23 protein-coding genes are annotated in these 25,216 nt (G+C 46.3%); 15 read left to right on the top strand and 8 right to left on the bottom strand.

The window, feature by feature from the left end; genetic code table 11:
* Window positions 1–10: 10 nt before the first annotated feature.
* A complete protein-coding gene (gene tsaD / locus J3U67_RS08005; protein WP_267391444.1) occupies window positions 11–1,033 on the bottom strand; it encodes a tRNA (adenosine(37)-N6)-threonylcarbamoyltransferase complex transferase subunit TsaD in 1,023 nt (340 codons plus the stop codon).
* A gap of 196 nt (window positions 1,034–1,229) precedes the next feature.
* On the opposite strand from tsaD, the gene queC reads away from it, so the two are divergent.
* The 4 genes from queC to lipA all read left to right on the top strand — a co-directional run bounded on the left by queC (window position 1,230) and on the right by lipA (window position 3,869).
* Complete coding sequence (gene queC / locus J3U67_RS08000; RefSeq protein WP_267391443.1) at window positions 1,230–1,892, top strand: 7-cyano-7-deazaguanine synthase QueC; 663 nt, start codon at window positions 1,230–1,232, stop codon at window positions 1,890–1,892.
* Window positions 1,893–2,002: 110 nt separating this feature from the next.
* Window positions 2,003–2,275 carry a YbeD family protein gene (locus tag J3U67_RS07995; protein WP_100156240.1) on the top strand — a complete coding sequence of 91 codons (273 nt, stop codon included), beginning with the start codon at window positions 2,003–2,005 and terminating at the stop codon, window positions 2,273–2,275.
* Window positions 2,272–2,916, top strand: a complete 645-nt coding sequence (gene lipB / locus J3U67_RS07990) for a lipoyl(octanoyl) transferase LipB (protein WP_267391442.1) — start codon at window positions 2,272–2,274, stop codon at window positions 2,914–2,916. Before J3U67_RS07995 ends, lipB begins: the two co-directional genes overlap by 4 nt.
* Complete coding sequence (gene lipA / locus J3U67_RS07985) at window positions 2,913–3,869, top strand: lipoyl synthase (protein WP_267391441.1); 957 nt, start codon at window positions 2,913–2,915, stop codon at window positions 3,867–3,869. The genes lipB and lipA overlap by 4 nt, the downstream gene beginning before the upstream one ends.
* A 141-nt stretch (window positions 3,870–4,010) precedes the next feature.
* On the opposite strand, the gene J3U67_RS07980 is transcribed toward lipA, so the two are convergent.
* Window positions 4,011–4,220 (bottom strand): hypothetical protein, encoded by a 210-nt coding sequence (locus J3U67_RS07980; protein ID WP_267404668.1) that lies wholly within the window; start codon window positions 4,218–4,220, stop codon window positions 4,011–4,013.
* An 811-nt stretch (window positions 4,221–5,031) separates the two neighbouring features.
* On the opposite strand from J3U67_RS07980, the gene gltB reads away from it, so the two are divergent.
* Both gltB and J3U67_RS07970 read left to right on the top strand, forming a co-directional pair.
* Window positions 5,032–9,498: a glutamate synthase large subunit gene (gltB, locus tag J3U67_RS07975; protein ID WP_267404666.1), complete on the top strand. Its 4,467-nt coding sequence runs from the start codon at window positions 5,032–5,034 to the stop codon at window positions 9,496–9,498.
* Window positions 9,499–9,547: 49 nt separating this feature from the next.
* On the top strand, window positions 9,548–10,957 hold the full coding sequence (locus J3U67_RS07970; RefSeq protein ID WP_267391438.1) for an FAD-dependent oxidoreductase: 1,410 nt from the start codon (window positions 9,548–9,550) through the stop codon (window positions 10,955–10,957).
* 80 nt (window positions 10,958–11,037) lie between these two features.
* Here J3U67_RS07970 and J3U67_RS07965 read toward each other — a convergent pair whose 3' ends face one another.
* Both J3U67_RS07965 and J3U67_RS07960 read right to left on the bottom strand, forming a co-directional pair.
* Entirely contained in the window at window positions 11,038–12,666 is a 1,629-nt protein-coding gene (locus J3U67_RS07965; RefSeq protein ID WP_267391437.1) for an FAD-dependent oxidoreductase, read from the bottom strand.
* Window positions 12,667–12,679: 13 nt separating this feature from the next.
* The gene (locus tag J3U67_RS07960) at window positions 12,680–14,188 is read right to left on the bottom strand and encodes a polyamine aminopropyltransferase (protein WP_267391434.1); all 1,509 of its coding nucleotides are present in this window, start codon (window positions 14,186–14,188) and stop codon (window positions 12,680–12,682) included.
* A gap of 244 nt (window positions 14,189–14,432) precedes the next feature.
* Here J3U67_RS07960 and J3U67_RS07955 point away from each other — a divergent pair, with 244 nt between their 5' ends.
* From J3U67_RS07955 to speD, 4 genes are read left to right on the top strand one after another with little or no spacing between them, the layout of a single operon-like run.
* On the top strand, window positions 14,433–14,831 hold the full coding sequence (locus tag J3U67_RS07955; RefSeq protein WP_100139677.1) for a DUF350 domain-containing protein: 399 nt from the start codon (window positions 14,433–14,435) through the stop codon (window positions 14,829–14,831).
* A 28-nt stretch (window positions 14,832–14,859) separates the two neighbouring features.
* Window positions 14,860–15,891, top strand: a complete 1,032-nt coding sequence (locus J3U67_RS07950; protein ID WP_267391432.1) for an SPFH domain-containing protein — start codon at window positions 14,860–14,862, stop codon at window positions 15,889–15,891.
* An 8-nt stretch (window positions 15,892–15,899) separates the two neighbouring features.
* Window positions 15,900–17,762 (top strand): DUF4178 domain-containing protein, encoded by a 1,863-nt coding sequence (locus J3U67_RS07945; protein WP_267391431.1) that lies wholly within the window; start codon window positions 15,900–15,902, stop codon window positions 17,760–17,762.
* On the top strand, window positions 17,762–18,127 hold the full coding sequence (gene speD, locus J3U67_RS07940) for an adenosylmethionine decarboxylase (RefSeq protein ID WP_267391430.1): 366 nt from the start codon (window positions 17,762–17,764) through the stop codon (window positions 18,125–18,127). The genes J3U67_RS07945 and speD overlap by 1 nt, the downstream gene beginning before the upstream one ends.
* 389 nt (window positions 18,128–18,516) lie before the next feature.
* Here speD and J3U67_RS07935 read toward each other — a convergent pair whose 3' ends face one another.
* Window positions 18,517–19,323: an outer membrane protein assembly factor BamD gene (locus tag J3U67_RS07935; protein ID WP_100152195.1), complete on the bottom strand. Its 807-nt coding sequence runs from the start codon at window positions 19,321–19,323 to the stop codon at window positions 18,517–18,519.
* Here J3U67_RS07935 and rluD point away from each other — a divergent pair.
* Entirely contained in the window at window positions 19,322–20,446 is a 1,125-nt protein-coding gene (gene rluD / locus J3U67_RS07930) for a 23S rRNA pseudouridine(1911/1915/1917) synthase RluD (protein ID WP_267391428.1), read from the top strand. The two genes, J3U67_RS07935 and rluD, sit on opposite strands and share 2 nt — an antisense overlap.
* Window positions 20,447–20,458: 12 nt before the next feature.
* Entirely contained in the window at window positions 20,459–21,253 is a 795-nt protein-coding gene (pgeF, locus tag J3U67_RS07925) for a peptidoglycan editing factor PgeF (RefSeq protein ID WP_416384681.1), read from the top strand.
* 84 nt (window positions 21,254–21,337) lie between these two features.
* Here pgeF and J3U67_RS07920 read toward each other — a convergent pair whose 3' ends face one another.
* The 3 genes from J3U67_RS07920 to J3U67_RS07910 form a co-directional block, all read right to left on the bottom strand.
* Window positions 21,338–21,487 carry a hypothetical protein gene (locus tag J3U67_RS07920; RefSeq protein ID WP_267391427.1) on the bottom strand — a complete coding sequence of 50 codons (150 nt, stop codon included), beginning with the start codon at window positions 21,485–21,487 and terminating at the stop codon, window positions 21,338–21,340.
* A gap of 289 nt (window positions 21,488–21,776) precedes the next feature.
* The gene (locus J3U67_RS07915; protein ID WP_267391426.1) at window positions 21,777–22,061 is read right to left on the bottom strand and encodes a hypothetical protein; all 285 of its coding nucleotides are present in this window, start codon (window positions 22,059–22,061) and stop codon (window positions 21,777–21,779) included.
* A gap of 346 nt (window positions 22,062–22,407) precedes the next feature.
* Complete coding sequence (locus J3U67_RS07910) at window positions 22,408–22,860, bottom strand: hypothetical protein (protein WP_267391425.1); 453 nt, start codon at window positions 22,858–22,860, stop codon at window positions 22,408–22,410.
* A gap of 593 nt (window positions 22,861–23,453) precedes the next feature.
* Between J3U67_RS07910 and J3U67_RS07905 the strand changes: the two genes are divergently transcribed.
* From J3U67_RS07905 to J3U67_RS07895, 3 genes are read left to right on the top strand one after another with little or no spacing between them, the layout of a single operon-like run.
* A complete protein-coding gene (locus J3U67_RS07905) occupies window positions 23,454–24,182 on the top strand; it encodes a beta-ketoacyl synthase chain length factor (RefSeq protein WP_267391424.1) in 729 nt (242 codons plus the stop codon).
* On the top strand, window positions 24,161–24,976 hold the full coding sequence (locus J3U67_RS07900; RefSeq protein WP_416384682.1) for a lysophospholipid acyltransferase family protein: 816 nt from the start codon (window positions 24,161–24,163) through the stop codon (window positions 24,974–24,976). Before J3U67_RS07905 ends, J3U67_RS07900 begins: the two co-directional genes overlap by 22 nt.
* The gene (locus J3U67_RS07895) at window positions 24,951–25,211 is read left to right on the top strand and encodes a phosphopantetheine-binding protein (RefSeq protein ID WP_100139688.1); all 261 of its coding nucleotides are present in this window, start codon (window positions 24,951–24,953) and stop codon (window positions 25,209–25,211) included. The genes J3U67_RS07900 and J3U67_RS07895 overlap by 26 nt, the downstream gene beginning before the upstream one ends.
* Window positions 25,212–25,216: the final 5 nt, after the last annotated feature.

Raw genomic sequence — 25,216 nt, 5'->3', positions numbered from 1 at the left:
GGGGGGCGGGTTAGTTGACAATCTGGCTAAGCGGCCAGCGCGGTCTAACATTAAAACTGCCGGTAGGGCGGGCGCTGGACAGATGCATAGCTCCGGCAAAGGCAATCATGGCACCGTTGTCAGTGCAGTAGGCTAGCGGAGGAAAAAATGTATGCACTTCAGGAAGGCTGCTGAGGCTTTGGCGCAACTGCCAATTGGCACCCACACCGCCAGCTACGACCAGTTGTTTGTAGCCGGTTTGCTGTAGTGCCTGTTTGGCTTTGCTGGTCAGTACATCGACAACGGCGTTCTGGAATTCGCGGCAGATATCATGTCTGATTTGTTCGGGTAAAGCTTCGCCGCAGCCAGTTTCTGCTTTGATTTTGTTGACGGCAGTAAGTACGGCGGTTTTTAAACCGGAAAAACTCATGTTCAGGTCATGCGAATGCAGCATGGGGCGCGGAAAATGCAGGCTGCCGCTGTGGCCAAGTCTGGCTAGCTCGGACAGTTTGGCACCGCCTGGATAGGGCAGGCCAAGTAGTTTGGCAGTTTTATCAAATGCTTCACCGGCTGCATCATCGATGCTTTCGCCCAGTAGGGTGTAGTCGCCGATGCCTTTGACGGCCATAAATTGGGTGTGACCGCCAGAAACCAGTAAGGCGACAAATGGAAAATCCGGTTTGTCGTCGCTGAGCAACGGCGACAGCATATGGCCTTCTAGATGATGGACGGGAATGATGGGTTTATTTAGGGCAAAAGCCAGTGCGTTGGCAAAGCTGGCTCCGGCAAGTAATGCACCACCTAGTCCTGGGCCTTGGGTATAGGCGATGGCATCGATGTCGGCAAAAGTTTTGCCGGCCTGATGCAGACACGCCTGTGTAAGCGGTGTTAGGCGGCGAATATGGTCGCGGCTGGCCAGCTCGGGCACGACGCCGCCATATTCGGCGTGCATGGCAATTTGTGTATGCAGCTGATGAGCCAGTAGTCCGTGTTCGGTGTCGTATAGGGCAACGCCGGTTTCGTCACAGGATGATTCGATTCCCAGTACCAACATGTTTGAATATTTGAATTTAAAGCAGTAAAGCGGTTTATTTTACCTGTTTTGGTGGCTTTCGTGGACTGGCTGTCGGTAGGGGAAGAGCAAATGTTTTATAATAAGTACTTGCGTGGTTCGCAAACTTCCCACGTCAGACGGCGGTAAAAGCGGTTTTTACGGCTGTTTCTGAAATCAAAACTAAGGAAACGAAATAATGAAACAACATACTCGAGCGCTGGTAATTTTTTCCGGCGGTCAGGATTCGACGACTTGTCTATTACAGGCTATTGCGACTTATGGGCGTGAAAATGTGCAGACGATTACTTTTCAGTATGGTCAGCGCCATGCGATTGAGCTGGAAAAAGCACGCTGGATTGCGCAGGACTTAGGCGTAGCCCAGACGGTAATGGATTTGTCATTGCTGCAAAGCATTACGCATAATGCGCTGATGGATAAGCAGGAGTCTATTGAAACTCCGGCAAATGGGCTGCCGAATACGTTTGTAGATGGCCGTAATGCGTTGTTTCTGTTGTATGCCGCTATTTTTGCTAAAGGACAGGGTATTCATGATGTGATTGCTGGCGTATGTGAAACCGACTTTTCCGGCTATCCGGATTGCCGCAATGTGTTTGTACAGTCGATGAATGTGACGTTGAATCTGGCTATGGATTATGAGTTTCGTCTGATTACGCCGCTAATGTATCTGGACAAGGCACAGACATGGGCGCTGGCAGATGAGCTTGGCTATCTGGATTATGTGCGCGAGCATACGCACACTTGCTACAACGGCGTGGAAGGCGGCTGCGGTGAGTGTCCAAGCTGTGTATTGCGTGAACGGGGTCTGCAAACCTATCTGGCACAGAAAAGAGCTGTTTAATATGGGTTTAAGGCTGCTGTTTGCCTGTGATTAAATTTTTTTACGTGATTAAGCCTGTTTTGCATGTGATTTACATGGTAAAAACGTGACCAAACAGGAAAGGTATGAAGATGAGTGATGATCTGAAAACCAGTATTATTGAATTTCCGCTGGATTTCCCGATTAAGGTAATGGGTGAACAGCATCCGGAATTTGCGGCTCGGGTGCTGGACGTGGTGCAGCAGCATGCGCCAGAAACCGCAGCTTCAGATATTAATACCCGCCCGAGTAGTAAGGGTAATTATATTAGTGCTACAGTGGTGGTTCGTGCCGAAAGTCAGCAGCAGTTGGATGATATTTATCGTTCTTTAAGCAGCCATCCGATGGTGAAAGTTGTACTATGAAAGTGGTGCAGCTGGGTTTACGCGCTTATCAGCCGGTATTTGCTGCAATGCAAGATTTTACGGCTGCTCGCACAGCCCAAACCGAAGATGAGTTGTGGGTTGTTGAACATCCGCCCGTATTTACACAGGGCATGGCCGGTAAACCGGAACATATTCTGGTGCATGATGATATTGAGGTAGTACAGATAGACCGCGGTGGGCAGGTGACTTATCACGGCCCGGGTCAGTTGGTGGTGTATACGCTGATTGATTTTAAGCGTCGCCATATTACCGTGCGTGAGCTAGTAAGCCGGTTGGAAAACAGTATTATTGCTACGCTGTCCGATTATGGCATTGCAGCGGAGAATGACCCGAAACGGCCCGGTGTCTACGTTAGCGGCCGGAAAATCGCGTCGCTGGGGCTGCGCATTAAACAGGGTGCGGTGTATCACGGGCTGGCGCTGAATGTGAATATGGACCTGACTCCGTTTACACACATTAATCCTTGCGGCTATGCCGGCTTGCATATGACGCAGATTGCTGAGCTGATAAAGCCGTGTCCAACACTGGCTGAAGTGGCAGAACGCTTAACCGGCTACCTGAGTTTGCAATTGAATGCTCCGCCTCCTGAGCGGCCATCTACACAGAAAGTTGTACTATGAATCAAGATAACAGCCAAGGGGTAAAACACAAGGGTGCAGAAAAAACGGCACGTATTCCGATTAAAGTGGTTCCTCTGGAACAAAAGCTGAAAAAACCGGAATGGATTCGGGCACGTTTACCGAGCAGTCAGAAGTTTTTTGAAATTAAAAGTATCGTGCGCGAACAGAAGTTGCATACGGTATGTGAGGAAGCCAGTTGTCCAAATATCGGTGAATGTTTTAGCAAGGGTACGGCTACTTTCATGATTATGGGTGATATATGCACTCGTCGTTGTCCGTTTTGCGATGTTGGCCATGGCCGTCCTAATCCGCTGGATGAGCAGGAACCAAGCCATCTGGCTGCTTCGGTAAAAGCGATGAATTTGCGCTATGTGGTGATTACGTCTGTTGACCGTGATGATCTGCGTGATGGTGGTGCGCAGCATTTTGCTGACTGCATTACTGCTATCCGTAAAGCCAGCCCGCATACTCAGATTGAGGTGCTGGTGCCGGATTTCCGTGGACGCCTAGATATTGCACTGGAAATTCTGGCGCAGACTCCGCCGGATGTGCTGAATCATAATCTGGAAACGGCACCGCGGCTGTATAAACAGGCGCGTCCTGGTGCAGATTATCTGCATTCACTGAAATTGCTGAAGCAATATAAGGTGCTACGTCCTGAAGTAGCCACCAAGTCTGGATTGATGGTTGGTCTGGGTGAAAGTGATGAAGAAATTCTGCAAGTGATGCAGGATTTACGCGACCATGATGTAGAAATGATTACCATAGGCCAGTATTTGCAACCCAGCAACAGCCATTTGCCAGTGTTGCGCTATGTGACACCGCAGCAGTTTAAGGCTTTTGAAAAACGTGCTTATGAGATGGGATTTAAGCATGGTGCTATTGGGGCGATGGTTCGCTCGAGTTATCATGCAGATGTGCAGGCTGAGCACGCAGGTGTGGTAAACGAATAAAACTTCAAGGGAGATGCGGGCATCTCCCTTATTTATTGATGGCAAAATACAGCATGCAAACTAGAAGATGCGTATTTTGGCTGTTATTTACGATACGCGTGAATTTTAGCCGCTAAAATTTCAATGCGTCTTTTCGTTTTTTCAGCGGCATTTACGTGGACTTAGACTTTTTATTTCTTCGTTTGTATGTAAATCGTATATGCGAATAATAGCTCCTGGAGAACCTGCACACAGGCTAATTTTAGTGCTGGTAATACCTGTGCCATTTTGTGCAACAAATTTAATATTCGGAGCTAAATCTCTTCCAAATTCATCTTCCGCGACAATATGATAATCGCCTTTCGGAGTCATACAACCACAGAGAAAGGCAATGATGATCAGGCAAAAAATATTTTTCATTTATTTAAATTTATTTTAATTTTGTAATGATATTTTATTTTATCGATAAATACTTTAAATGTCATTTGTTTGTTAATTTTCATTTTCTATCAGTTGTGTTTATTTAGGCAGATAGCTTTACCAGTGGGAGATTAAATGAATATTTTGGCAAAAAATTGATATTGGTTGGAATGGAAATGAATATATTGCCGGTGATCATCGGCATGGTGCTGCTCAGAGAATTTACTTTTCTGGTTCTGGATAGGGATTATTGAATACTATTTTTGGCGCAAGATCTGCGCTGTTGTCGCAAACATAAATTAGAAAATGTTTTAGGCTGGTGAGAGGATTTCAAATAAAGTCTGCACATTCATTCAAGTTAAAGATACGCAGGATAAGGACAATTTTTTTCTTTAGGGTCAGGTGTAGGCTGCCAGTTGTTATATATAATTGAATTACAATAATAATTGATTATTATTTTCATTTAGAATAATTTGCTGATGACATTATTCGTGTTTTCAGCAAATTTTTTTGCTTTCTGAAGACTGATTAACACGTTTATGTAAATTGGTGAAATATAGTGATTTTTTGATTAAATGCCGGTTTAATCTGCATATATATGTCTCTGGGTAGTGATTTATGCTGTAATTGATTCAAATTATAGCGTTTTTTTTATCGTTTCTATGAAAAAAGGTTTTGACGTTAAAGGGTAAATTTTTGTATGTTTGTTACCTTGTCTAACTAAATTGTGCTTTGCAATCAGTGCAGCAAACGAGGTTTCCTGATGTCCGGCTTATACGACCATACTCTGGTAAAAGAAAACTGCGGTTTTGGATTAATCGCCAATATTGAGGGTGAACCCAGCCATAAGGTGGTGCGTACCGCAATATTGGGGCTGTCGCGCATGCAGCATCGCGGCGCGATTTTGTCAGATGGTAAAACTGGTGATGGTTGTGGCCTGCTGCTGCAAATGCCGAAAAAATTCTTTCAGGCTGTGGCTGAGGAAAGCGGCATCACTCTGGCTAAAAATTTCGCCGTCGGCATGATTTTCTTTCCGCGCGATGAGGCGCTGGCACAGGAGTACAAAGCCATTATTGAAGAAGAGCTGACGCAGGAAACGCTGAATATTTCTCTGTGGCGCACGGTGCCCACCAACCCTAAAATGCTTGGCGCCATTGCGTTAGCCGATATGCCACATATTGAGCAGGTGTTTGTGAATGCACCTGCCGGCTGGCTGCCGCGCGATTTGGAGCGGCGGCTGTTTATGACGCGCCGGCGGATTGAGAAACGCATTAGTCACCGAGATTTTTATATTTGCAGCTTGTCTAATCAGGTGATGATATATAAAGGGCTATGCATGCCCAAGGATTTGCCGCGCTTTTATCCTGATCTGGCTGATTTGCGTATGCAAAGTGCAATTTGTCTGTTTCATCAGCGCTTTTCTACCAATACGCTGCCGCGGTGGCAATTGGCGCAGCCTTTTCGCTATTTGGCGCACAATGGGGAAATCAATACCATTTCCGGCAACCGTGCTTGGGCACGAGCACGCTCCTACAAATACCATACGCCTTTGATTCCGGATTTACAGACCGCTGCGCCGTTTGTGAATGAAACTGGCTCGGATTCCAGTTCTCTGGATAATATGCTGGAGCTGTTTGTGAATGGTGGTATGGATTTGTTTCGTGCTATGCGTTTGCTGGTACCACCGGCATGGCAGCACAATCCAGATATGGATGACGATTTACGCGCATTTTACGATTTCAATTCTATGCATATGGAGCCATGGGACGGGCCGGCAGGAATTGTGCTCAGTGATGGGCGCTATGCAGCCTGTACGCTCGACCGCAATGGTCTGCGGCCAGCGCGCTATGTGATTACGCAAGATAAGCTGATTACTATTGCCTCCGAAGTAGGTATCTGGGATTACGCTCCCGATGAGGTGGTTGAAAAAGGCCGTGTCGGCCCCGGTGAGCTGCTGGTGATTGATACGCGTGAAGGACGGTTGATGCAGTCGGCAGACATTAATACCGAGCTGAAAACGCGCCATCCGTATAAAGAATGGCTAGACAGAAATGTTTTATCGCTAATTCCATTTGAAAAACTGCCGGAAAATGAAACCGGAGAAGCCATTTTTTCAGCAGACCAGCTGTTGGTTTACCAAAAACTATTTGGCTATGACATGGAAGAGCTGGAAAGTGTGATTCGTGTGTTGGGCGAGAATGGACAGGAAGCAGTAGGTTCGATGGGAGACGATACGCCGTTTGCAGTACTTTCGCAGCGACCACGCCTGCTGTTTGATTATTTCCGCCAATACTTTGCTCAGGTAACCAATCCGCCAATAGACCCTTTACGCGAAAAGCATGTGATGAGCCTGAATACTTGTATCGGGCGTGAGATGAGCGTGTTCTTTGAGGCTGAAGGCATGTCGCATCGGGTGAATTTTAAATCACCAGTATTGCTTTACTCCGATATGCAGCAGTTGCTTCAGCTTTCTGCCGAACACTATCAGCATCATCACCTGCAGGCGGTGTACAACCCAAATGAAACCAGCTTGCAGGAAGCTTTGCTGCATTTGTGTGATGAGGCAGTTGCTGCGGTCAGAAATGGGGCAGTTCTGCTGGTGGTATCTGATCGCAATGTCAGCCGTAATGCTATGCCGATTCCGGCTGTGCTCAGTGTGGGCGCGATTCAGCAGCGGCTGGTAGAAACCAATTTGCGATGCGATGCCAATATTGTGGTTGAAACCGCATCTGCACGAAATCCGCACCATTTTGCCGTACTGATTGGTCTAGGTGCTACAGCGGTGTATCCGTATCTGGCGTATGAAAGTCTGGCCAGAATGGTAAGTATTGGTGCGATTACTAAACCTTTACGGCAGGTGATGCTCAATTTCCGTAATGGTATCAATAAGGGTCTGTATAAAATCATTTCCAAAATGGGTATCTCTACCATTTCGTCTTATCGCTGTGCCTGTCTTTTCGAAGCCATTGGTTTTCATCATGAAGTCATGCAGTTGTGTTTCAAAAATATGGTAAACCGTATTGAAGGGGCTACATTTGCACAGCTAGAAGATGATCTGCGCTGGTTCCACAAACGTGCATGGCAGAAAAGCCGTGGTCTGGAAATTGGCGGTTTTCTGAAATACAAGCCGCAGGGTGAATTCCATGCCTACAATCCAGAAGTGGTGAATACCTTACAGGCTGCCATCAACAGCGGTGACTATGCCCGTTACCGCCACTATGCGGATGCTGTGAATAAACGCCCTCCCTCCATGCTGAGGGATTTGCTACGGCTTAAAACGGAAGCAGCCACACCAGTGGCACTTGAACAGGTAGAAGCAGCAGAAAATTTATATAAACGATTCGATAGCGCGGCTATGTCGATTGGTGCATTAAGTCCAGAGGCACATGAGGCACTGGCCACGGCGATGAATCGTCTGGGCGGCTATTCCAACTCTGGCGAGGGTGGCGAAGACCCACGTCGCTACGGCACCGAACGTGTTTCACGGATTAAGCAAGTGGCTTCGGGACGTTTTGGCGTCACACCGGCCTACCTGATGAGTGCCGATGTGATTCAGATAAAAGTAGCGCAAGGTGCCAAACCGGGTGAGGGCGGACAGCTTCCCGGAGATAAGGTCACCCCATACATCGCGCAATTGCGCTTCGCTGTGCCCGGTTCCACCTTGATTTCACCACCCCCGCACCATGATATTTATTCCATCGAAGATTTAGCACAGCTGATTTTCGATTTAAAACAGATTAATCCGCGTGCGCTGATTTCGGTAAAACTAGTGTCTTTACCGGGCGTGGGTACCATCGCTACCGGCGTAGCCAAAGCTTATGCAGATTTGATTACTATATCCGGCTATGACGGCGGCACTGGCGCCAGCCCGATAACCAGTGTGAAATACGCTGGTAGTCCGTGGGAGCTGGGACTGGCAGAAGCCCAGCAGGCACTGGTAGAAAACAATTTGCGCCACAAAGTGCGGTTACAGGTTGATGGTGGCTTGAAAACCGGTCTAGACATCGTTAAAGCGGCTATTCTGGGAGCGGAAAGCTTTGGCTTCGGCACTGGCCCGATGATTGCGCTGGGCTGCCGCTATCTGCGTATCTGTCACCTGAATAACTGTGCCACTGGCGTGGCTACGCAGGATGACACTCTGCGCCACGAACATTTCCACGGTCTGCCTGAAAAAGCGATGAATTATTTTAAATTCATTGCACAGGATGTGCGTGAAATCATGGCACAGCTCGGCATCACCCGCCTGACTGATTTAATCGGCCGCACGGAGCTATTGGAAATCGTTGCTGGCATCACTCCGAAACAGGGTACGCTGGATTTAAGCAAGTTACTGTATTCACCCAAGGTACCGGATGGCAGTGCTCGCTACTGTACGCAAACCAATCCGCCATTCGATACTGGTCGCCTCAATCACACTATCATGCAGGACGTTGGCGATGCCGTACAGAGCGGTGCCGATGTGGATCTGACCTATGATATCAATAATACCGACCGCTCCGTAGGCGCTGCCTTAGCCGGACAGATTGCTGCTACTCATGGAAATCGTGGCCGTACTTCACAACGCTTTGACATCTATCTAAATGGTACTGCCGGACAGAGTTTTGGTGTTTGGCTGGCTGGTAGCATGAATCTGTATCTAACTGGCGATGCCAACGATTATGTCGGTAAAGGTATGGCCGGCGGCAAAATCGTGATTAGGCCGCATGGCGGCACTGCTTTCCGGCCAGAAGACACCACCATTATTGGCAATACCTGCCTTTATGGTGCTACTGGTGGCAAATTGTTTGCTTCTGGCAAGGCAGGTGAGCGCTTTGCGGTGCGTAATTCTGGTGCCACAGTCGTGGTGGAAGGTATTGGCGACAACGGCTGTGAATACATGACCGGCGGAGTAGTGTGTGTATTAGGCAAAACCGGTATCAATTTCGGTGCCGGTATGACTGGTGGCTTTGCCTATGTGCTGGATGTGGATGGCGGCTTCAGACAGCGTATTAATTCTGAGCTGGTTGAAGGTTTAGACATCGCCGCACTCACCATGCATCAGGAAAATCTACGCGGCCTCATCGCCGAGCATGTGGAAAATACTCACAGCCCGCTGGGGGAACGCATTCTGGCTGAGTGGGACAACTATGTGAACCGCTTTGTGCTGGTGAAACCAAAAGCCAATGATGTCGATGCGCTGCTGGGGCACAAACCGCGTACCGTCACTGAATTGCGCGCTGTTACCCAGTAAGAGCAGACATTAAGACAGCAATAATCAAAAATCGTGCAAGGAACACCACATGAGTCAACGCGAAAATGTTTATCAGTTTATTGATGTACCGCGTGTCGATCCACCGAAAGAACCGCTAAGCGTACGCCAGCAGGAATTTGCGGAAATTTATCAGCCCTTTACCACAGCACAGGCAATTGCTCAGGCAGACCGCTGTCTGGCCTGTGGTAATCCGTACTGCCAGAATAAATGTCCGTTGCACAACAACATTCCCAATTGGCTGCGACTGGCGAATGAAGGGCGGATTATCGAAGCAGCTGAGTTAGCACACACCACCAACAGCCTTCCTGAAGTCTGCGGCCGCGTGTGCCCGCAGGATCGTCTGTGTGAAGGCGATTGTACCTTGAATGCGGAATTCGGAGCCGTTACCATCGGAGCCATCGAAAAATACATTACCGAACAGGCATTTGCGCAAGGTTGGCATCCAGATATTGCCACCGTGGAAAAAGTGGGTAAAAAAGTAGCGGTGGTTGGAGCCGGACCCGCCGGCCTCGGCTGTGCCGATGTTCTCATCCGCAATGGTGTGGACGTGACCGTATACGAACGGGCATCCGAAATCGGCGGCCTGCTCACCTTTGGTATACCGGCGTTCAAATTGGAAAAAGAAGTCATGATGCGGCGGCGGCACGTACTCACTGATATGGGCATACAATTCAAACTGGGTGTCAATGTCGGCACCGACATTAGCTTGCAAGAGCTTGAGCAGCAATATGATGCAGTGTTTTTAGGCGTGGGTACCTATCAGGGACTACGTGCCGGCATCGAAAATGAAGAGGCCAGCGGTGTTTATCTGGCTTTGCCCTATCTGATTGGCAATACGGAACATCTGCTAAACATCGATAGCAAAGATTATGTATGCATGGAAGGTAAGCGTGTCGTGGTGCTTGGTGGCGGCGATACTGCCATGGATTGTGTACGCACCGCGCTGCGGCAGCAGGCCAAAGAAGTAATCTGTGCTTATCGCCGCGATGCTGCCAATATGCCCGGCTCCAGAAAAGAATTCAACAATGCGCGGGAAGAAGGCGTGCAGTTTAAATTCAATGTGCAGCCTCAGGCTGTGGTGACAAACGAAGCAGGCACAGTAACCGGCATTCAGGTTGTCCGCACCAGCATGGGCGTACCAGACGAACGCGGCCGGCGCCGTGCCGAAATCATAGCCGGTAGTGAAGAAATCATTACCTGTGATGCCATAATTATAGCCTTTGGTTTTGCACCGCACAGCATGCCGTGGTTAGGTGAAGTTGGTGTCACCGTGGACGAGCGCGGCCGTATTCAGACTAGTGGTGAATACAAACAGCAGACCGCCAATCCAAAAATCTTTGCTGGCGGCGACATCACCCGTGGTTCGGATTTGGTGGTTACCGCCATAGCAGAAGGACGTGATGCCGCACAAAGTATTATGGATTACTTCGAAATCTAGTATATCAGTAGCAGATTAAGCAGCCTGTGGACAAGTTCGTACACAGGCTGTTGTTTTTCAAATCAGACCGGTAATCAATATTATTGTTGTGCCAGAATCTGCTCAGCGGCACGTTTACCCCAATAGCAGGCTTCCTCGAAAATCGAATAGCCGGATAAATCACTATGGGCAAACTGTAAACGACCCTGATACGAGCGCAACGCCATTAAGCCCGCATTGGTGAGATAACCGGGCTGTGGTACGGCCATGGCATGGCCGCGTAGACTGATACGCGCCTGTACCATACGCTTTCGCAACACAATGCCATAAATCTCTTCCAATTCTTTAGCCGCGCATTGGTATATTTCTTCAGGTGAGGCCGATAGCATCCAGTGACGTATGTTGGTCGGCGAATCATGATTCAATGCTGTATAGGCAGTGAAAGATGTAAAGGGTGGCGGCCCTTGCCGAATTTGCTGGTGCGTGGCCACCACATAGCCTAGCCCATCACCTTGATACAAAATGTTGTCCCATGCCAGCGCGCTGCCTCTTTTTTCTGGAGGCATGCCGCGCAGCAAAAAATTAGCCACAATCCAAGGGGCATACTGAGGCATATGGGTCTGCGGCTGAAAACCATATCGCTGAATATTCTGCACCACGTGAGCTGCGATATACAGTGGCATGGCACAGATTGCATGCCGTGCCTGTAGCCAGAAATATTGCTGTTGTGCAGTACAGATTAACAGACGTACTCCCTGAGCCTCTTCTTCAATCGAAACTGCATAAGCACGGAGACTGTGCGGCTGAGTAAATGGCTGATCGGTTTCAGGAATGTTTTCGATAGCTTGCAGACGGCAAAATGCGCGTATCCGCTGCGACAGCTCATGTAAACCGTGCGGCCAGGTCAGCACTGTACCGTGTTCATTCTGCTCTGTGCCACGGGCGCAGAAATAGTGCAGGCCGGCCCACGCACAGATTTGGCCGATGCCTTGCCCATAATCATCTCGACAGCAATAGTCCAGATACCACAGCAGAGTAGGCGAGTGATAACCTTGCTGTTCCAGCCAATTGGCAAAAGTTATCCGTTCCAGACGGCGCCATTCGTTGTCGTTACTGGCCAAATCCAGCGGAATGGTAAATACACGCTTGCCATCCACACCACGCTGGCTGCTGATCTGATGAATAAAACGGAAAAAACGCTGACTATCGGCATCACGCTGAGGCAGCAATTCATTCTGCCAGTGTTGCTGATAGAATAAACGCTCATTGGGCACCTGTAGCAGTGAGCGCTCATCATACACACCATGCTGATACAGTTGTAAATCGCCGAGTAATTCTCGGATGTGTTCCGATTCCGGTGAGGGTAGGGGCAGATAATGCGCACCGGTGGGGTAATCCACACCAAACTGGTGTTCACCGCGATTATTGCCATTGCGTTCAGCACCATCAAGTAAAATATAATCGTGCATGCCCTGTCTGGATAACTGCCAGGCAGCAGACAGCCCCGCCGCACCACTGCCGACAATCACCGTATTCACATGGCGTGTTGGAATATTAGCTGGAGGTTGTCGTTGCGCATCACGAATAGCATGCCCCACAGCTTTACCGGGGAAATCCACACTGATTGGTGGCTGCCCTGGTACAAAATAGCGCCACGCCTCATAGCTGCTCAAACCCACCATACTGGCGCCCAACACATTGCTGAGAAACCGGCGGCGACTGATTTTCATCTGTTTACCCCTATCAGCGCATCACCGCGCGCCAGTCAGCCTCAAAATATTCCACTAACTTCTGCGTGTTCAGATGATTGGGTTCTACTGCTCGCCGCTGCATATCTTTTGGAAACACAAACATTTCGCGCGTCGTTTCTGCATCTAGATAGCGTGTCGGCACCCGATAATGGTCTGGAATCAGAAACTCACCAGTCTGATTGGCCATCACATAGCCCCACTCACCAAAAGAAGGGACATACACATGAAAAGGTAGCGTTTTCAGTCCGGCAGCTTCCAGTGTATTGACAATGCACCAGAACGCATTGGGTGCAAAGTAAGGTGAAGTAGACTGCACCACCAGATTACCATGCGGATTTAAATGTCGCGCCACCATACGGTACATTGGTACCGAATACAGTTTGCCGAGGGAAAAATTGGAAGGGTCAGGAAAATCGATAATCACCACATCGAATTTTTCCTGATTGTGTTGCAGCCATTGTGCCGCATCCGCATTAATAATGCGCAGTTTCGGGTGATTAAGCGAATTCTGATTCAACTCACGCAAAGCTGCCGAAGTACGGAAAACACGCGTCATACTTGCATCCAGATCCACCAGCGTAATCTGGCTTACCTGTGGATATTTCAGCACCTCCCGTGCTGCCAGCCCATCTCCGCCACCTAGTATCAAAATGCGGGAGGCCTGCGGATTCTGCTCCATCACCGGCAGTACCAGTGCTTCGTGATAGCGTGCCTCATCCACTGAAGAAAACTGTAAATTACCATTAAGAAACAATCTTGTATCATTATGCCATTTCGTAATCACCAGCCGCTGATAAGGAGAAGCGGTGCTAAACACCACTGGGTCACCAAAATAATGTTGTTCTGCTTTATTCGTAATGTGATTGGCGTAACAGAAAAACAGCAATAAAACCAACAGCACTATATTGCCGCGCATACGTAGACGCTGGTAACGAGGTAGCTCGTGCTTAAACAGCCGCGCTGTCAGCAGTGCCACTGCCGTATTTAAAATCCCGAACAACAGCGCACTTCTTGCCATGCCCAGCTTTGGAGCCAGAATCAGAGGAAACAACAACGAAACAGCCAGCGCTCCTAGATAGTCAAAAGTCAGTACACGGCTGACCACTTCTTTAAACTCCACCTCACGCAGATTCAGCACCCGCATCACCAGCGGCAGCTCCATTCCCGTAATAATACCGATAATCAGCACCAGCCCGTATAGCACCGAACGAAAAGGTGCCGCAGAAAAACCAAATAAAACAAACAAAAGCAGCGCCGAAACACCGCCGACAATTCCCACCAGAATTTCAATATCAATAAAGCGGCTCAGCGCATCACGGTCGGATATATAACGAGTCAGATGCGCACCAATGCCCATCGCAAACATATACACACCGATAATCGACGAAAACTGGAGTATCGAGTCACCAAGCAAATAGCTGGCCAGTGCCGCCATAATCAATTCATAAGCCAGCCCACAACTGGCCACAACAAACACAGAAACAATCAAAGCAGGATTCACAAATTATCCTTTTAATATTTTTTCAGCATCACAGCAGCCACCTGCCGTCCGTTGAAACCAGCTCTGTAATAAAAATAAAGCATCCCGATTAAAAAATACTTAATAAATATTTCTGCTCTAGCAACAAACCTGATACCACATTTCAAGCTAAAGCTAACAAATTGCAAAAAAAAGTAAATAATAAACTATACAAAAACATTATTATACGGTATGTTAAAAAACTAAACAGTCAGGATAATAAACTATGGTAATTACTCTCTGGCAGTACATACAATATTTAAAATATTTTGGCGTTGCCCTGTTGCTACTTATCGTATTTATTATTTTTTATATACGAATAACTCCGGTAGCCGAACTAAAATTGATTAAGCAGGGCAACCTTGCCTGTGCCGTCTCAATGAGCGGCGCCATGATCGGATTCTGCATCACCCTCATTTCCAGCATGTTGCAATCTGTCAATCTCATCAGTTTCATCATCTGGGGCGCGGCAGCCATGATTGTGCAGATTCTGGTGTACTTTATTGCCACATTGCTTATCCCCAAGGCCAATTTCGAACTGGCGAACAATAATATCGCCGTCGGCGCCTTGTTTTTCGGGCTGTCAGTGTCGATCGGCATCCTTAATGCAGCTGCACTAAGTTAACAATCAAACATCTGAACGGGATACAAAAATGGTTCTGAACTCAATTTTTGGCATTAACAAACTCGGTGGCTTCATCAAGAAACAATTCATTGATGTAATCCAGTGGGAAAACCCCGACCCTGAAGTCCTGATGTGGCGTTTTCCGATTAAGGATCAGGAAATTCAAAACGGAGCCGCACTCATTGTCCGCGAATCACAAAATGCCTTGTTTGTAGACGAAGGCGCCATCGCCGACCTGTTTGGTACCGGTACATTCACACTCAATACCCAGAATCTGCCCTTACTAACCGATCTCAAACATTGGGGTAAATTATTTCAATCACCATTCAAATCCGACGTGTACTTCTTCAATATGCGTCAGCAGCTTTCCAGACGCTGGGGCACCGCACAGCCGGTTACTATCCGCGACAATGATTTCGGTGCTGTTTCTGTGCGTTCATTTGGTATGTATTCATTCCGTATTGCCCAGCCAGAATTGTTTTTTAGCCAAGTAAGCGGTGTATGCGAAGAATACCGCACCGAAACACTGGAAGAACAGCTGCGCAATCTGGCTGTTACTCAGCTTGCCTCCGCTTTTGGCAACGCAAATATTCCTTTTCTGGATATGGCCGCTAATCAGATGCTGCTGTCGGAACAAATGACTACTCTATTACAACCGGCATTCACCGCCATGGGACTTGCGCTGGAAAATTTCACCGTAGAAAGCATTACCCTACCAGAGAGCCTGCAAGAGCGGCTGGATGAACGCATGGGCATGGGTATCGTTGGCGACATGGGACGCTACACCCAATACCAGACGGCTCAGGCTATTCCACTGGCTGCACAGAATGAAGGCGGAGTAGCCGGCATCGGAGCTGGATTAGCTGCCGGTATGAATATTGCTAATGTCATGACTTCAGGTATCACCGGTGCTGCCACTTCCGCACCGGCCTCTAAACCAGAAACAGCAGATATAACCGCTCGATTGTCACAGCTGAAAACCCTGCTGGAGCAGAATCTTATCAGTCAGAGCGACTATGATTCAGCTAAGGCCGAGATTCTCAGAAAACTCACTGACTAAATGGCTGTATGAACAGTTTTTCCTATCTGCTGCACAGTACTTGTCCGAGCTGTGGTGCCGAAATCGGTATACGCTCAGCAACCGCCGTCACCGCAGTTTGTGGCTATTGTCATTCTGTTTTATTAATCCAACAGAATGCATTAGTACTATCCGGCCGCCATTCTGCAGTTTTAAATGATCTATCACCACTGCAAATCGGTACTACCGGGATGTGGCAGGGTAAACCGTTCACCCTCATCGGGCGTATGCAAGTCAGCTACGAAGCCGGTTCGTGGAGTGAATGGCATGCACTGATGCATGATGGCAGCAGTGCATGGCTATCTGAATCCAATGACCGCTTTGTTTTCACCCGCCTGCAGTCTACACCTCCTCAAGCGAAAGCTTTACCAGAATTCAGCAATCTCAAAGTAGGAAGCTCTTATTTCAAATACAGAGACCGGCACTATGCCGTAGCCGATATCCGTGATATCCGCCGCGGCCAGTATGCAGCCGAAGGCGAACTGCCGGTGCCTTTACCTGAATCGGAAAAGGCACAGGTAGCAGATTGCCGCAATGGTACATCCTTCATTACACTAGATTACGCCGACGGTCAGGCACAGCCACAAGTCTTTGCCGGTAAAGGCGTGGCACTCAGTGCCCTGAGACTGCAAAACACCCGTACACCCGACCAGATTCGTACCCGTTCCGGTTATGTCAAGGGCAGTACCAAAAGAGGTAAATGTCCCAATTGCGGCGGGGAAATACGCTGGGTAAGCGGTGTGGCAGACCACGTTGTCTGCCAGTATTGCCGCAGCCAGCTCAACATGAGTGAAGAAACGGCTCACCAGAATGCGACGCATGAAATGCGTGAGCATCAACAACGCGCTCTAACCATTAAAATCGGCAGCAAAGCACGCATTGATAATGAAAACTGGTGGGTGCTGGGCGCCATGGTGTTGTATTACGTACCGGTAGAAAAAGTTATGCCGGATGTACCGCTTTATATCCAGCTGGCTGAACGCAAAGAAAGTGAAGATGAGGATGACTCAGCTGGCTGGACAGAATATCTGCTCTATTCACCCAAAAAAGGGTTTCTGTGGCTGGTGGAGCAGGGAAAAAACCAATGGGCAATAGCTACCACATTGGATGACTGGCCGGTTCTGAAAAAACCGCTAGAACCAATTAATGCAAACAAAGACAGCGTCCCATTTTTATATGATTACGCAGCTCAAGTTGAGTATGCAGCTGGAGCCTTTTACTGGCAAGTCTCTCCTGGCGACAGCATGTATTACATCGATTATGGGTGCGAAGAGCGTAAATTATCTACCACCCTGACCCGAAACGAACAATCATGGTCTGTCGTCAGCAATATACCGGCGACACTGGTGTCTGCATGGTTTCAGGGAAATAAAAACATCAGCATTGATGCCAAACCCATGCCTGCTGATAAAGCAGCAGTTCTTGTTCGTGAACATCAAAACATTAAAGCAAACGATTTTACCAAAGCCAACATTAAAAGCTGGCGGGTGAAAAACGTATTGCATCTCAGTACCGATATCTACACGCCAACCTTCTGGATGCTGGTATTTATTGTTTTGAATTTGCCTATTTTTATTAAAATTTTTATTGCTGGTGTAGCAGATTTTGAATATCTGTTCACGCCTTTGTGTTGGCATCTTCTTGCCTATGGATTACTCCGTGATTTTCCTTATCGGGAACTCTTTATATTCGGTTCAGCAGAAGGTTATAAAAAATTCAATATCTTCATGGCCATCCTGATTGTGATCGGCTTCACTTGGATAAATTATGCTTCGTATTCTTCTGAGAAAGCAGAAGATTCTACTGTTGGTCACAGCTATTATGGAGGTAGCAGTGGACATTGGCACAAATAATGCAGAATAATCATATTATCGGGCAGCACTGTCTGCTGGATGTTTATCAGTTGGACAGCAAATGGTTACAAAACAGTAGTGCAATCGAGCAGCTCCTGCGTCAGCTAGCCCAAGCTGCACGGGCACATATCTTGGAAAGCTATTTTCATACTTTTGGTGGTAGTGGAGGCGTAACCGGCGTATTGCTACTGGCCGAGTCACATATCAGTATCCATACGTGGCCGGAGCATCAGTATGCCGCTATCGATATATTTATGTGTGGGAAGTTACTGGCAGAAGCAGCAGTTACTGAATTAAAACAATTGCTACCAGACGCACAGATGCACATTCGCTGGCTGGCACGGACAAATCAGCCACAAGCATAAATGCCACTTTCATTGCTTTTGAGCATAGAATTTCGCAGATTCAGCAATACTGCAAAAAATAAACAGCTGGCAAACAAATAGCCCAGTGCAACACAATTAGCAATCAGTAAAAAATTTTTAAAAACGGGATATTAACTTTTATATATGTTCATCACCATCGGCTACTATAGCCAATTAAACCTAGAATAAAAAATATCGATACAAAATCGCCCTCAACTCAAAAACATCAATATCCAAATTATTATCTTATCTGGATAAAATTTTTATAGCATACAGGATTAAAAAGAATTTCAGTCTCCAGTCCAAATAACAAAATAAAAAAATTAGACCGATACCTTGTATCGATCTAATAGCACTGTTCATCAGATTTTGAGATTTACCGTTAGGCTTTACTTCCAATAACGCCACCATGGAATGGCATTGTGATCCTGCCACGGAGATTGCAGATACGGGCTATTTGGAAAATTCTGTGCCAGAACGCGCTTAGTATCATCACTGAGCTTCTGCTCACCCAGTTTTTCATACGCAGAAACCATAATAGCCAGTGCTTCCTCCACATTAGGCGTATTCTGGTATTGAGAAATAACCGTCTGTGCACGGCCAACAGCCGCCAGCCATGCACCACGTTTCATATAATAACGTGCTACTGAAAGCTCATTCCCGCCAAGCGCATCCAGCAGTTTCTGCATCTTATCGCGAGCATCGGCAGCATATTTACTTTGAGGGAAATATTCTACTAGTTGAGCAAAAGTGGTATAAGCTTCCCGGTTAGCTTTCGGGTCGCGGTCAGACCAATCTTGTTTGGCCAGCTTATTAACAAAGGATTTGTCCTCATTCAGCTGAATCAGTGCTTTCAAATACAAAGCGTAATCCATATTGGGGTGCTGCGGGTACAAACGCTGAAACTGTTCAATTGCCGCCAATGCTTTATCATTCTCATCATCTTTATAATAAGCATATGCTGTGTCCAGCTGAGCCTGCTCCGCATACGAACCATACGGGAATCGAGACTGCAGAATTTCGTATAATTTCTCTGCATGAGTATAATTACGATGCATCAGCTCATCGTGTGCTTCATTATACAGACGCTGAACAGACCAGTCCTGAGTAATCTGGGAATCCTTATCGACCGTACTTGTGCTGGCACAGGCACTCAGTAAAAGGCCTAAGGCCACCGCCAAAAACAAATTTTTCATGAAAGACACTTCTTTGTTAGAGAATGATGACGATTATAACGATGATTTGCCCTTTGCGGCAGATGAAGCTGCACAAAGTTATAAAAATTGGACCGTACCTAATGAACTAGCCGGCCTGCGCCTGGACGCAGCATTGGCCAAACTGGCGCCTGAGTTCTCCCGCAGCCGTCTCACTGCCTGGATCAGGGAAAATCACGTTACCGTTAACGGCCACATCGTACCGCCGAAGTATAAACTGATCGGCGGTGAAACCATACAGGCAGCCATACAACAGGATGAAAGCCAGCTCGCATTCACCCCCGAAGCTATGACACTGGACATTATATATGAAGATGATAGCGTACTGGTATTGAATAAACCGGCTGGTCTTGTTGTACATCCCGCAGCAGGCAATTGGCAGGGCACACTACTGAACGGCCTGCTCGCCTATTGCCCGGCACTGGCACAAGTACCGAGAGCCGGTATCGTGCACCGTCTAGATAAAGATACCAGCGGCCTCATGGTTGTAGCCAAAACCGTGCCGGCACAAACACACTTAGTACGCCAGCTACAAGCACGGACTGTTAAACGAACCTATCGTGCAGTGGCTGACGGAATCGTACCTTATGATGGCAAAATCGAAACACTGATTGGCCGTGATCCGCATAACCGCACACGAATGGCCGTGGTACCGTTTGGAGGCAAAGAAGCCATCACCCACGTCAAAGTGCTCGAACGATATGCCGATTTCAGCTATATCGAATGTCAGCTCGAAACCGGCCGTACCCATCAGATACGCGTACACATGAAAGCCGCAGGCCATCCGCTTGCTGGAGATCCGCTCTATGGCAACCCGCGCCATCCAGCTACCACCGAAGCCAAAGCAGCAATAAAAGCAATGGCACGGCAGGCACTGCATGCTTACCGGCTCAGTTTTATTCATCCGCAGACACAAGAAAAAGTACAGTTTGAAGCTTCACTGCCCGAAGATATCTATCACTTACTTTCTGTACTGCGTCTACAGGCAGGCATGGATTCAGCCATCAAAAACGCTGATGAATGGCAGAAACGTCTGACCGATGATGAAGACGAAGACTGGGATGACGATGATTACGACGTGGATGTAATTTACATACGCGAATAATAAGGCCGCCGCATGAATACACAATGGGACATGAATCAGGCACTTGGTCTGTGTCAGGACAAAAATGCCTTTGCACAGGCAGACTGGCCAGCACCAAACAATGTACATACCCTGATCACTACACGACTGGGTGGCATCAGCAAAGCGCCATTTGCATCATTGAACGTTGGTGCACACGTAGGTGATCATCCTCAAGCCGTAGCACAAAACCGCGCCATCGTGCAGCAGCAGGCAGCACAGCCAATCGCCTATCTGAATCAGACTCACAGTGTAAATGTAATCGCAGCCACAAGGGCATTATCTGCATTGCAGTCTGGACAGCCAGCTGAAGCCGACGCCAGCTATAGCCGCCAAGGAGAAAAAGTCGCCTGCGCCATCATGACAGCCGATTGCCTACCAGTGCTGCTGTGTGACCGTGCCGGTACAACCGTAGCTGCCGCCCATGCCGGCTGGCGCGGACTGGCCGGCGGCATATTGCAAAATACCATAGAAGCCATGCGGGTCAGCTCATTGGAAATAATGGCTTATCTTGGTCCGGCAATCGGAACCGAAGCTTTCGAGGTCGGTCCCGACGTATGGGAAGCTTTCTGTCTGCATCAGCCCAAAGCACAGGCTGCTTTTACTGACATCGGTAACAACCATTATCTTGCCGATATATATGCGCTGGCACGGCTAGCTCTGGCAGATGCCGGTGTACATCAAGTCTATGGTGGCACAGAGTGTACGGTATTGCAGCGCGAACGCTATTTCTCGTACCGGCGTGATGGACAAACAGGCCGCATGGTTAGCGCCATCTGGCTTGATTAAAGCGTATCTCATCGGCTTAACTTTCCGTTTGGTTAATCACACATAAAATGTGTCACCGAACCCAACGGTAGGTTTCAAGAAGAATCAATTGTTAAGCGGCAGTAAATCAGCATTCTGCAACAAACCGTCAATTTCCTGCATTAATGCTGAGGCAGTACTTAGACCCAGACGGGTAGGGCAGGTAAACATATTTTCAGCCTGCCGATGAGAATACTGTGTACATTGATTAACCACTAAATGACTTTCCGGGGGGCCGTTTTAATTAACCACTGCCAGCCAGCCCACGAAACCCAGTTTTTCCATTCAGCAGAATGTCAGTTTTCTGCTGGCCGTATGTAAAAGCCACTGATATACATATATTTATGTTATATGGATATAAAAATATTGTGGTAAATCTGAGCCTGATGTATAAGATGACCGGCGATCCGGATATCGTGATTTCGATAGACTATCGATCCAGCATAACTAAAAAACGGCAGTGGACACTGTGAGCAACTACTATCCTGCTCAGATGCGAACCGTTTCATCCACCAAGGCTACGGCCAACAATCAAAACCTGAGTGTGCTGGCCAATATTTTGGTATAAACGGATAAAAGCCGGATTTAGCGTCAGCGGAGGCACCGAAGCATTATGGTAGCGTTTAGCCTCACGGTAAAAAATTTCTGTATAACTTAAATAATCACAACGATAATAATACCGAACAAATACAGACGGCAACTGCCAACGCGCTTGCAAATACCTAAACAAACGAAAATGAAAGCGCCGTACTAGATGATAGGTAATACGATGAGGCCACGGACTCTTCACAGGCAAATTGACATTACCCCTTAAAAAAGATTCCTTATCAGCTGTACCATCTATAAAGAGTACATAAATTAAAGGACTAGAAGAAGTATCATTTGTGAATATATGGTTTATAATTAAATGTACACAACAAATTAGTTTTGATATACACAATACTTCTCAAGATTTTGGGTTATTGCATAAAATTGAAGATAAGATGTCTAATCCATACTCTAAAAATATAATTTAATCCTAATTTAACTGATTTTTCTGTCTAGTTAATTTTATCCATCCCTCTGTATATTGCTACATGAAGCAGAAAATTTATATATTTATAGAAATAGTATGAAAACTACAAAAAACTTTAAGTTTAGCTGAGTAACGATTTTTTAATTTTATTAATACGAATACCATCACGAATATTTAAAATGATTAATATGCAGTTTATTAATCCGGCACATAGTTCTAAGGTTTGTACTGAATAAAAAGTACTATCTAACATCTTAAATGAGAGATACTCTAGATATATAGCACAAGGAATAAGGATAAAAACGCCATTCAACGCTATAAATGGCATTCTCTTTCTCTTCTTTAAAACATTAACATTTTTCGATTGCCTAGCCAGTTTGAAACCAATAGCCCCTGTGATAATTAAACATGGAATCAGAACAAACAGACCGCGCCAAACAATCAAAGATTTTACTTTTTGAATTAGAAGAATATTTCCACTTATTTCTGCATAAATGGTACTGACCATAAATAATAAAATTAATATTAAAGATATTAATCCTGTAACTTTATGCAAAATTTTCAATATTTTCATAACTTACCTTAAGAAACTAACCAATATTTAAATTTAGGTGAATATAAACTCGAATTTGAATATTTATTATCAATAATAGTTAATATATTTATTTTTATTTTAAGCAAAATCAAAGTTGATTACTCATTATAGAAATTAAGAGCTAAACAGAACCTTGAGTAAATGTTTAAATTAAGTCAATTAAACAAAATATCAGCTATGCTTCAAGAAATAGACCACTTAATTGCCTATTTTGTTAGCTTAAAATCTTTGACTAAAACTTTAGAACGGCATTATTCGCAATAGCGCATCCTCTGTCGCACTATCTATCACAGAACATTCATAATGATATGAAACTAATACCATCACTCTTACTTATAAAAGCTAAATAGAAATAAATAATGTCAGTTGTGTTAAGAGACAGCTATATCTATGGGTTATGACATTCTCTCTTTCATGATTATCAATGTCGGAAATATTTAATAATAAAATGTTAATGATGCTAATCAAATTATAGTAAATGTTTTCTGATTAACATTTTAGGAAACAGTTTAATTGTTCTTGGCAATAAATTTACATATAATGCGACATTTATAATATTTTTAAACATATTTATGAAGTTTGCGATATCTGCATGGCGCGCGGTCAGCCCTTTTCACCGTACGTTAGCAGACTGGCAACAGTGGGTTGCTGAGGGGGAGGTAATAAAGAATTTATCTGCTGGAGAGATAGATGTTTCTTTTTTACCAGTCATGAAAAGACGTCGCCTTAGTTCCGCTGCACGCTTGATGTTTGCAGCATCATGGCCTTTGTTACCTGAATATACAGCTTGTCCTGTGGTATTCGTTTCTCATGACGGTGAAATAAACCGTAGCTTTCAATTATGGCAAAGTCTGATAAAACAGGAAGAGTTATCACCAACTTCATTTGCTTTGTCAGTACACAATGCCATCGTCGGTCAGTGGTCGATGCTTCGCGCAGATATGAGTGAATGTACCGCATTGAGTGCGCAATACAATGGACTGGAGCTAGGTGTAACTGAAGCCGTCGGTTTACTGCAAGAAGGTGCACAGCAGGTACTGATTGTAGTGGTGGATGAACCAATGGCATCAGAATATGAAGTCAATGCGGTACGGGCACCATTTCCCATGGCTCTGGGATTGGTCGTTACCCATGGCGATGAAGTCAATCTGGAGTATTGTGCCGAGCATCCTGTCCTTACAGATGCAGGTAAGCTCAAATATTACAGCAGCACATTAGAATGGATTGTGCAGCGGATAAATGCTCAGTCGGAGCGCTGGCAGTCTGCACCGCAGGGCGTATGGTATTGGCGAATAAACTGATGAATTGGTGTAATTGGTTATGGCGCTGGTGTGCAACAGCAATAGGCTTTTTGTTGTTTGGTATCTTCGGAATAGTGTTTAAAATTCTCCTTTTGCCTTATACCTTACCAAATACTCGGAAAAAAAGTGCTAGTCATTTAAAGGCGCGAAGACTGGTAGGCGGTATCTGGGCCGGGTTTATCCATTACCTGAGATTTACTGGAGTCATATCTGTACGCTATCAAGGGTTTGAGCGTCTTGGCAGGCCGGGGCAGCTTATCATGGTAAACCATCCGTCTTTGCTAGATGTGGTGTTTATGCTAGCTAAGGTTCCCAAGCTAAACTGCATCGTTAAAAAGGATTTATTGTCTAATCCTATTATGAAAAGCCCAATTTTAGCCTGTGGATTTCTGCCAAATGATGAATCTTTACAGATTATTGAAGACGCTGATGCAGTATTGAAGGGCGGTCAAAGCCTGCTGATTTTTCCTGAAGGAACGCGTACCGGTTGGGATAATAAAATCTGCTTTAATCGTGGTGCTGTTTCTATCGGATTACGCAGCGCTACAGTAATCACTCCGGTAGTAATCGTGATGAATCCGCCGGCATTAAAAAAAAATCAACCATGGTATCAGATACCGAAACAAAAAATTCAATATGATTTTTATGTAGGCAACGATATTGACCCACAAGATTGGTTGCAAAGCAAACCCTTACCCATAGCGGCCAGACAGCTTAACCAGCAGTTACAGGAATATTTTCAGCAGGAATGTAAAAGAGAAAGTTTAAATGGAAGATTTAATTATACAAATTAAAGAATTGATTATTGATAGTTTGGGTCTGGAAGATATCACAATAGACGATATCAAAGATGATACTGCTTTATTTGGAGATACTGGACTAGGGCTGGATTCTGTAGATGCTTTGGAACTTGGTCTGGCTATTCAGAAAAAATTTGGCTTGCAAATGGAAAGCGACAGCAGCGAGCTGCGTGAACATTTTTACAGCGTTCATTCATTAGCCAACTATATTCAAAGTAAATGCTTATGATAAAT

Source organism: Snodgrassella sp. B3837, assembly GCF_026535955.1.
GTDB classification, from domain to species: domain Bacteria; phylum Pseudomonadota; class Gammaproteobacteria; order Burkholderiales; family Neisseriaceae; genus Snodgrassella; species Snodgrassella alvi_E.
The sequence above is the reverse complement of the archived record's forward strand: the minus strand, read 5'-3'. Positions and strand labels throughout refer to the sequence as shown.

Excerpts from the sequence above, each read along its gene's own strand:
- J3U67_RS07955 (WP_100139677.1), top strand. The coding sequence starts at position 14,433 with ATGGTAATTACTCTCTGGCAGTACATACAATATTTAAAATATTTTGGC.
- gltB (WP_267404666.1), top strand. The coding sequence starts at position 5,032 with ATGTCCGGCTTATACGACCATACTCTGGTAAAAGAAAACTGCGGTTTT.
- J3U67_RS07895 (WP_100139688.1), top strand. The coding sequence starts at position 24,951 with ATGGAAGATTTAATTATACAAATTAAAGAATTGATTATTGATAGTTTG.
- lipA (WP_267391441.1), top strand. The coding sequence starts at position 2,913 with ATGAATCAAGATAACAGCCAAGGGGTAAAACACAAGGGTGCAGAAAAA.
- J3U67_RS07965 (WP_267391437.1), bottom strand. The coding sequence starts at position 12,666 with ATGAAAATCAGTCGCCGCCGGTTTCTCAGCAATGTGTTGGGCGCCAGT.
- speD (WP_267391430.1), top strand. The coding sequence starts at position 17,762 with ATGCAGAATAATCATATTATCGGGCAGCACTGTCTGCTGGATGTTTAT.
- rluD (WP_267391428.1), top strand. The coding sequence starts at position 19,322 with ATGAAAGACACTTCTTTGTTAGAGAATGATGACGATTATAACGATGAT.
- J3U67_RS07970 (WP_267391438.1), top strand. The coding sequence starts at position 9,548 with ATGAGTCAACGCGAAAATGTTTATCAGTTTATTGATGTACCGCGTGTC.
- J3U67_RS07945 (WP_267391431.1), top strand. The coding sequence starts at position 15,900 with ATGAACAGTTTTTCCTATCTGCTGCACAGTACTTGTCCGAGCTGTGGT.
- queC (WP_267391443.1), top strand. The coding sequence starts at position 1,230 with ATGAAACAACATACTCGAGCGCTGGTAATTTTTTCCGGCGGTCAGGAT.
- J3U67_RS07950 (WP_267391432.1), top strand. The coding sequence starts at position 14,860 with ATGGTTCTGAACTCAATTTTTGGCATTAACAAACTCGGTGGCTTCATC.
- lipB (WP_267391442.1), top strand. The coding sequence starts at position 2,272 with ATGAAAGTGGTGCAGCTGGGTTTACGCGCTTATCAGCCGGTATTTGCT.
- tsaD (WP_267391444.1), bottom strand. The coding sequence starts at position 1,033 with ATGTTGGTACTGGGAATCGAATCATCCTGTGACGAAACCGGCGTTGCC.
- J3U67_RS07980 (WP_267404668.1), bottom strand. The coding sequence starts at position 4,220 with ATGACTCCGAAAGGCGATTATCATATTGTCGCGGAAGATGAATTTGGA.
- J3U67_RS07900 (WP_416384682.1), top strand. The coding sequence starts at position 24,161 with ATGGTATTGGCGAATAAACTGATGAATTGGTGTAATTGGTTATGGCGC.
- J3U67_RS07910 (WP_267391425.1), bottom strand. The coding sequence starts at position 22,860 with ATGAAAATATTGAAAATTTTGCATAAAGTTACAGGATTAATATCTTTA.
- J3U67_RS07905 (WP_267391424.1), top strand. The coding sequence starts at position 23,454 with ATGAAGTTTGCGATATCTGCATGGCGCGCGGTCAGCCCTTTTCACCGT.
- J3U67_RS07935 (WP_100152195.1), bottom strand. The coding sequence starts at position 19,323 with ATGAAAAATTTGTTTTTGGCGGTGGCCTTAGGCCTTTTACTGAGTGCC.
- pgeF (WP_416384681.1), top strand. The coding sequence starts at position 20,459 with ATGAATACACAATGGGACATGAATCAGGCACTTGGTCTGTGTCAGGAC.
- J3U67_RS07995 (WP_100156240.1), top strand. The coding sequence starts at position 2,003 with ATGAGTGATGATCTGAAAACCAGTATTATTGAATTTCCGCTGGATTTC.